Raw genomic sequence first — 6,708 nt, forward strand, 5'->3', positions numbered from 1 at the left:
CCTTTGTGAAAAGACCCTTTGTCAATCTCAAGACCGTCAAGGAAGATTCGCGCAAGATGGGCGTCGGCATGATTGTCGCGAGCGTTATTGCGCTGTTCCTGGAGGCGGTGCCGTTGATCAGCGTGCTCTACGTGATCACGCTCGGAGTTTCACTCCTGGTCATCGGAAACATCCACAACGAGGAGGAGTCGTGATGGAGCCATTCGCGCTGATCGCCACTCTTATTTTTGTCGTCTTCGTCGTCTTGAACGTCATTGGCGTGCGTCAGGAACGTCGCAGCAAGAAAAAGTAGCGCCTCGCGTTACCTTCACCCTCCCGGGGAAACCAATCCCCGGACGGGCATGGTTTCTCCGGATTCATCACTGATAGGAGAAACACCATGTCTGAGAGCAAATACTTCGATCTGCACATCACCGGCCTTGGCTACCTGAATCGGGTGCGCGAGGTGAGCCCCAAGAAGGGGGCGGCCTTCTATGCGTGCGACATCGTCGCGCTGCATGGGTCCGCCGACGCCCCGGACAAGACCCGGTTTGATTGCCGGGTCAGCGGGGCGGAAGCCGAGCGTCTGATCAAGGCGGCCAAGTCCTACGTCGATGAAGATCGCAAGGTCCTCATCGGGTTCAAGCTGGGTGATCTGTACCCGGATCTGTTCGAGTACCAGAAAGGCGAGAAGGCCGGCCAGTCCGGCGTTTCGTTGAAGGCTCGGCTGCTCCGGGTCGCCTGGATCAAGGTGGACGGCGAAACCGTCTACACCGCATCGGCGGACTCGACTCAGGAACCGGAAAGCTCCGCCGCCTGAATCCGGCAGACCGTTCGCCAGGGGGATCCTCTCACCCCCTGGCAACGGGGTGTCTCCGTTGTGGGGCACCACCGATCCCCCTTGCCACGGCAGGGGGGATCGGGGTGTCCCACAACTGACGGAGAAGCCCCATGAAAGCTCGCACCATCACCAAGCTCTTTCGTTCGCTCGACTCGGTTTCCGAGGCCCTCAAGTGCGGTTTCCTGGTACTGGATACCCGCACCCTGGAGCCGATTACGGATACCGATCTGGAACAGCTGTCCACGTCCGATCTGGACCATCTGCAAATGCGGATCGGTTGATCGAGCCGGCGCCCCCCCGGGGGCGTCATTCCCGAGGGTCGCGTGCGGCCCTGGGGAATGACGGCTTTACCGCCCACCTGAGCGTATCAGGCCCCTTAAAACCCTTCCGGATCGGGAAGAAGGGTGCCGGCACTGCCGGTCGATCCATTTCCTTCACCCACCACGGGGACACCGTCCCCCGTGGGGGCGGTCTGTCCCCAACACTCGGAGACAGACTCATGCGAGGACTTCACATCAGCCGGAAACACGAAGGCCGAGATTTTCAGCGCGCGGGCAAGCGCGTGGACCTTCGGTTCACTCAGCCCGACATCAACAAACGCCGCCCACCTCGGGTGGTGACTCCACCTCCGCGTCACTGGTGCCTTGAAGCACCCTGCTGACCGCTGTAGCGCGTCGAACCCCGGGACATTGTCCTGGGGTTCGGCTGTCTTTCGGGGCGACATTCCCGAGGGTCGCGCGCGGCCCTGGGGAATGACGGCTTTACCGCCCGCCTGAGCGTATCAGGCCCCTGAAAGCACCCCCGGATCGGGCAGGGGTGCGCCGGCTCGCCGGTCGATCCATTCACTTCACCCACCACGGGGAGAGCACTCCCCGGTGGGGCGCTCTCCGTTCACAGACAGGAGAGCATCGATGGACAAGGAAACCATCAAGGCGTTTATCGCCTGGCTGGAAGCGGCGACCGAACAGGAGATCCTGGAGCGGCGTCAGCAAGCATTGAACGCTCAGGTGAGCACTCGGGAGGGCCGTGCCGACATCAATCTTGCGCTTCGTCTGATCGACGAGGAGCTGCTGGCACGTCTCGATCTGAAGTCGCAATCGTACTGAGCTTCACCGCGCGCGGTTTGAGTTGATCGTTGATCTGCTCGAACCGCTCGGTTTCGCCTCTGAACAATGCGCGCGTCAGCGCCTGTTCCAGGGTGGAACGTTGACCTTCAATGACCTTCATCACCGGCGCCTCGCTGCTCGGGTACGAACGGTCAACATACCATTTCAACCCCCGTGGGGCAGTCGGATCCCACGGGGATCGGTCTGTCCCCAATTTTCATGCACAGGAGACAGATCATGTCCAAGAAAGAAGCCTCCAAGGACCTGTACCAGGAAGTGACCGATCAGATCATCACGGCCCTGGAAAACGGTGTCGTGCCCTGGGTCAAACCCTGGGATGGCGACAAGGCGGCACTGGCGAGCGGAATGCCGGTCAATGCCGCGACCAATCGCCCCTATCAAGGGGTCAACGTCATGCTCCTGTGGATGCAGGAGGTGGCCCACGGGTATTCCACCAGTCGGTGGATGACTTTCAAGCAGGCGTCGAACGTCGGCGGCGCGGTGCGCAAGGGCGAGAAAAGCACGCTGGCCGTGTTCTTCAAGCCGATCCAGCGGCCGAAGACCGACCGGGATGGCAAGCCGGTGACGGACGAGAAGGGCGAGCCGGTGATGAAAACCGTGCCGATCCTTCGGGCCTTCAAGCTCTTTAACGTGGACCAGATCGATGATCTGGAGGACCGGTATCGCGTGGGGCCCACCGGGGATGCTCCGGAACCGAGCTTCACGCCCATCGAGGCGGCGGAATCGGTGCTGGAGTCCTCCGGGGCTCTGATCCGACATGGAGGCGACCGGGCGTTCTATTCGCCCGAGCTGGATTACATCCAGTTGCCCCCGAAAACGTCGTTTCGGGAGGAGGCCGGTTATTACGCCACGGCGCTCCACGAACTCACGCACTGGACGGGGCACGAGTCCCGCCTCGCGCGCGAGGGGATCGTGGAGTTTGATCACTTCGGGTCAGAACGCTATGCGTTCGAGGAGCTGGTCGCCGAGTTGGGCGCTGCCTTCCTGTGTGCCGAGATCGGTATCCAGGGGGATCTTCGCCACGAGGGCTACATCGGCTCCTGGGTCCGGAAGCTCAAGGAGGACAAGCGGGCCATTTTCCGGGCCGCAAGCCAAGCCCGGAAAGCCGCTGAACACCTGCGGCCGGAGGCCGAGGCACAGTCCGAAGCAACCGGATGAATCCACTCTCAACCTTGACGGCCTTCGGGCCGTCATTCCCGAGGGTCGCGTGCGGCCCTGGGGAATGACGGCTTTACCGCCCACCTGAGCGAATCAGGCCCCTGAAAGCACCCCCGGATCGGGCAGGGGTGCGCCGGCTTCGCCGGTCGATCCATTCACTTCACCCACCACGGGGACACCGTCCCCCGTGGGGGCGGTCTACCCCTTTCATCTAGGAGATAGACCATGACTTCTTGCACTGAAATCGATCGGTCGATTCACCGTAACCGCGTCCCGGACCTCGAACGGATCCAGATCCTGCCGAGATACCTCGGGGCACATGCCCTGACCTTTGAAAACTGCGTGTTCGATACGCTCGGCACCCTCGCGGATTCCTACAGGGGCGGCTTTTGGGAGTTCTACGAACTTTCCAATGGAGGCTTTTACATGGCCCCCGAGCAGGACCGGAACCTGCACGTCGTCGTGCCCGGGAACGGCTATGAAGGCGAGGTGAGCCCGGATGCGGCGGGCATCATTGCCTGCTTGTTCGCCTTCAACGCGATGGCCTGGCGCTTTCGCAAGGATCAGCACGTCAACCTGTACCACTGGTTGAGGGATTACGCCCTGGACCATGACGAATCCGGCGAGATCCTTCGCGTGATCGACTAAACAACGACATTCCATTCCCCACGGGGCGACGGCCCCTGTGGGGCCGGTCGTCCCCTGAACAGGAGACTAATCGTGGAACCCAAACATCACTCTATTCTCGGGGACCTGATCCCCATGGACCGAGGGATCTATGCCCTGGAATCGGACCCGACCCGGATCATGGTCTGTCACGGTCCGGGTGTATTCCTTCTCAATTCGCATGCGGTAACACCGATGGAGGCGACGTCCGGTGCCCTGCGTGCTCAGGCCCTCGAACACTTGGCGTTCCTCGCCGAGATCGAGCCGCTTGAATCGCTGGCCTTGGCGGTTGCAGCCGGTAAGCGCGCCGCTTGACCACACGCCCCTTCGGGGGCGTCATTCCCGAGGGTCGCGGGCGGCCCTGGGGAATGACGGCTTTACCGCCCGCCTGAGCGTATCAGGCCCCTGAAGCACCCCCGGATCGGGCAGCTGTGTCGCGGCCGCTTTTCCATACGCGACTGGTGGAGTTCGGTACCAGCGCCCAGCTTCGCGCCTGAGCTTCCTACAACGGACGCGCTCCGGAAACTGGAGGACTTGGGAAAGGAAGCGGCGAATGGGAGCGGACTTGCGTGGAGCAATGATCGTGCGGGCGCTGTGGAACTTCTACTCGAACGCGGCGACAGGATGCGGCGTCTTTCGCTGGCTATAAGCCAACGTCCCTGCGGAGCAGTCATTCATCATGCCCCTTATCGCCCTACTGGGATCGTCTATCCGGTTGATTGTAGGGGGGATGAATAAGGCCATCCTCCGGCTAGCTTTGAGCGTGCAGCTGGAGGTCGTTGCTTTTCTAGATGCAACGCGCCCACCCCGGGGCGGGCTACTAGCATATAATGCTTCCAGTCTGTCGCGTCTTGGGGGACGGCTGATGCGCTTTCGCTCTACTTTGTTCGGTATCTTCCTTCTCGCGGTGTCCCTGCCAGCCTCCGGCTCGACCATCGATGTGGAAGTGAGAGAGTCGCCACACGGATTGATGACCGCCGTAGTGTTGCTTATGGGCGAAATCGTCCCGGGTGATGCTCGTGAAATCCGAGAGTCCCTGGCCGCCATCTCCGAAGAAACATGGATGGATGTCGACGAAGTTAGATTCGTTCTTGCATCGCCGGGTGGGGATCTCTATGAATCGATGTCGATAGGACGAACGGTTAGGGATATGGAGGCCACGGTCGTCGTTCCTGCCCCTGTCTCATGCGACAGCGCATGCGTCATGATCCTCGCCGCTGGTGTTCATCGACACCCTGATGGTGCAATTAGAATTCATCGCCCATTCTATGCGGAGAGGTTGGAGCATGACCCAAGTGATAGCATTCGCGAATCCCTCGAGGACCTTAAAAACTACCTTGTTGAGATGAATGTTCCTTCCTCACTGGCAGAGCTCATGTATTCCACGCCGCCTGAACGAATGAGGCGTCTAAATTCAGAAGAGCTTCAGAAGTTTCGTCTCGACCAAACCGATTTCGTATACCAAGAGGAGATGGACTTGGCAATGGCGGAGGCTCTTGGAATTTCTCGGTTTGAGTATCTCGGTATAAAGCGAGAACTTGATGATCGGTGCGGTCAGTTTTCGAGAACGCCTGATCGGTTAGGTCTTTGTGTTTCAAGGGTTATTGACGAGATCGATCGATAGCATGATATGGGAGAAGATAATTTTTAAGAAGGGGAGAGGGAGATGAAGAAGTTTGTTCTCGTTGGGCTCGCAGCTGTTCTTGTGTCTGGATGTGCCGCTAGTTATGACTCGGAGCCCAACGCTTTTCAGCGTGCAGAGATAATGTCAAAGAACGAGCGCGGAATAACGATCAAGCATAGTACATGGGGCAACGACATTGCGTTCAGATTTGCGGACGAACATTGTGAGTCCCATGAACGATTTGCTGTGCACGTAAGTACGTCTCAGCAAACTGGCCCTGACGTCATTTCGTCATGGCGCTGTGAACGGTAGGGAATGCCAAACGAGACTGATCTGGAGTTCATGCGTCTGCGCTGATTTGCCGACCTTGGATGTGATCTGGTCCATGTGCACGACATAGCCCGCCTGAGTGTATCAGGCCCCTGAAGCACCCCCGGATCGGGCAGGGGTGCGCCGGCTTCGCCGGTCGATCCTTTTCCTTCACCCCCCACGGGGACACCGCTCCCCGTGGGGGCGGTCTGTCCCCTCCATTCGGAGACAGACACATGCACACCTATGAACTCGCGGAGCTGTATCGCGACCCGCTGTACCAGAAGCGACTCCTGGAGGTCGGCACACGCGCGGAACTTCTTGCCTGGGCCGCCTGGAATGACCCCAATGGGGTGTTTCTCGACATGGACTGTGATGCCGAGGGCCTACCACGACTGAGCCGAGCGGAGGCCGCCAACGCGGTTTCAGGGATGATCGATTTCCCCCGGATCGCGCCGGCATCGCTTCCTTCGCCGGAATACCGCACCCTGCGGGTGTCCGACGCGGGCTCACCCCTGGTGGGCGACTAAGTCGCCACGCTTCCTGCTCCGGACGCTCTCGGGAGACTGAGGACGCTGCGGAAGGAAGCGAAGGCACTCGGCGGAACTGCGTGGAGCAATGCGCGCGCGGACGTGGTCGAGCTTCCTTGCGACGCCGGCGAGCGACTGCAACACGTCTTCCTCTGGATCTAATCTGACGGCTGATTTTCAACATTCTCCGCCGGGAGGATTGCCCGGAATGGGCCCTTGCGGTTGAATGCGTATTACACCGCCCGCCTGAGCGTATCAGGCCCCTTGCCGACGCCCGTCGGCAAAAGCCCCTACGCGCCGAGAGTGGGGGCGCCGCGCGACCCCTTGGGCGGCCCGGTGCTAACGACTGGCCCAATTTTGTCCCTGGCTCGGGTCAGTCGATCCATACCGAGCCTCGGTGGAGGCTCACAAGTCAACTCGTTGGGCCCTCCGGGCCCGGCACGAGTTCTTCTCGAATGGTTTAGGGAGGTCTCC

The 6,708-nt window shown here is 60.4% G+C and carries 9 protein-coding genes; all 9 read left to right on the plus strand.

The window, feature by feature from the left end:
- On the plus strand, positions 1-194 hold a 194-nt coding region (locus F468_RS0113660), incomplete at its 5' end, for a hypothetical protein (RefSeq protein ID WP_051080582.1).
- Between the two features lie 185 nt (positions 195-379).
- Complete coding sequence (locus F468_RS0113670; protein WP_018995398.1) at positions 380-799, plus strand: STY4534 family ICE replication protein; 420 nt, start codon at positions 380-382, stop codon at positions 797-799.
- Between the two features lie 131 nt (positions 800-930).
- On the plus strand, positions 931-1,101 hold the full coding sequence (locus tag F468_RS14610; protein ID WP_018995399.1) for a hypothetical protein: 171 nt from the start codon (positions 931-933) through the stop codon (positions 1,099-1,101).
- Between the two features lie 630 nt (positions 1,102-1,731).
- Positions 1,732-1,926, plus strand: a complete 195-nt coding sequence (locus F468_RS0113680; RefSeq protein ID WP_017941449.1) for a hypothetical protein — start codon at positions 1,732-1,734, stop codon at positions 1,924-1,926.
- A gap of 237 nt (positions 1,927-2,163) precedes the next feature.
- A complete protein-coding gene (locus F468_RS0113685; protein ID WP_018995400.1) occupies positions 2,164-3,105 on the plus strand; it encodes an ArdC family protein in 942 nt (313 codons plus the stop codon).
- Positions 3,106-3,330: 225 nt separating this feature from the next.
- Entirely contained in the window at positions 3,331-3,753 is a 423-nt protein-coding gene (locus F468_RS0113690) for an antirestriction protein (RefSeq protein WP_018995401.1), read from the plus strand.
- A 72-nt stretch (positions 3,754-3,825) separates the two neighbouring features.
- Positions 3,826-4,086: a hypothetical protein gene (locus tag F468_RS0113695; RefSeq protein WP_018995402.1), complete on the plus strand. Its 261-nt coding sequence runs from the start codon at positions 3,826-3,828 to the stop codon at positions 4,084-4,086.
- Between the two features lie 550 nt (positions 4,087-4,636).
- Positions 4,637-5,395, plus strand: coding sequence for an ATP-dependent Clp protease proteolytic subunit (locus tag F468_RS13890; RefSeq protein ID WP_018995403.1), 759 nt, complete (start codon positions 4,637-4,639; stop codon positions 5,393-5,395).
- A gap of 545 nt (positions 5,396-5,940) precedes the next feature.
- Positions 5,941-6,234 carry a hypothetical protein gene (locus F468_RS14710; protein WP_018995404.1) on the plus strand — a complete coding sequence of 98 codons (294 nt, stop codon included), beginning with the start codon at positions 5,941-5,943 and terminating at the stop codon, positions 6,232-6,234.
- The last annotated feature ends 474 nt before the right edge of the window (positions 6,235-6,708 follow it).

This window comes from Thioalkalivibrio sp. ALJ2 (assembly GCF_000378325.1).
Taxonomy (GTDB): domain Bacteria; phylum Pseudomonadota; class Gammaproteobacteria; order Ectothiorhodospirales; family Ectothiorhodospiraceae; genus Thioalkalivibrio.

What these genes read in the sequence shown, in the direction of transcription:
- F468_RS0113670 (WP_018995398.1), top strand. Translation starts at nt 380, where the DNA reads ATGTCTGAGAGCAAATACTTCGATCTGCACATCACCGGCCTTGGCTAC.
- F468_RS14610 (WP_018995399.1), top strand. Translation starts at nt 931, where the DNA reads ATGAAAGCTCGCACCATCACCAAGCTCTTTCGTTCGCTCGACTCGGTT.
- F468_RS0113680 (WP_017941449.1), top strand. Translation starts at nt 1,732, where the DNA reads ATGGACAAGGAAACCATCAAGGCGTTTATCGCCTGGCTGGAAGCGGCG.
- F468_RS0113685 (WP_018995400.1), top strand. Translation starts at nt 2,164, where the DNA reads ATGTCCAAGAAAGAAGCCTCCAAGGACCTGTACCAGGAAGTGACCGAT.
- F468_RS0113690 (WP_018995401.1), top strand. Translation starts at nt 3,331, where the DNA reads ATGACTTCTTGCACTGAAATCGATCGGTCGATTCACCGTAACCGCGTC.
- F468_RS13890 (WP_018995403.1), top strand. Translation starts at nt 4,637, where the DNA reads ATGCGCTTTCGCTCTACTTTGTTCGGTATCTTCCTTCTCGCGGTGTCC.
- F468_RS14710 (WP_018995404.1), top strand. Translation starts at nt 5,941, where the DNA reads ATGCACACCTATGAACTCGCGGAGCTGTATCGCGACCCGCTGTACCAG.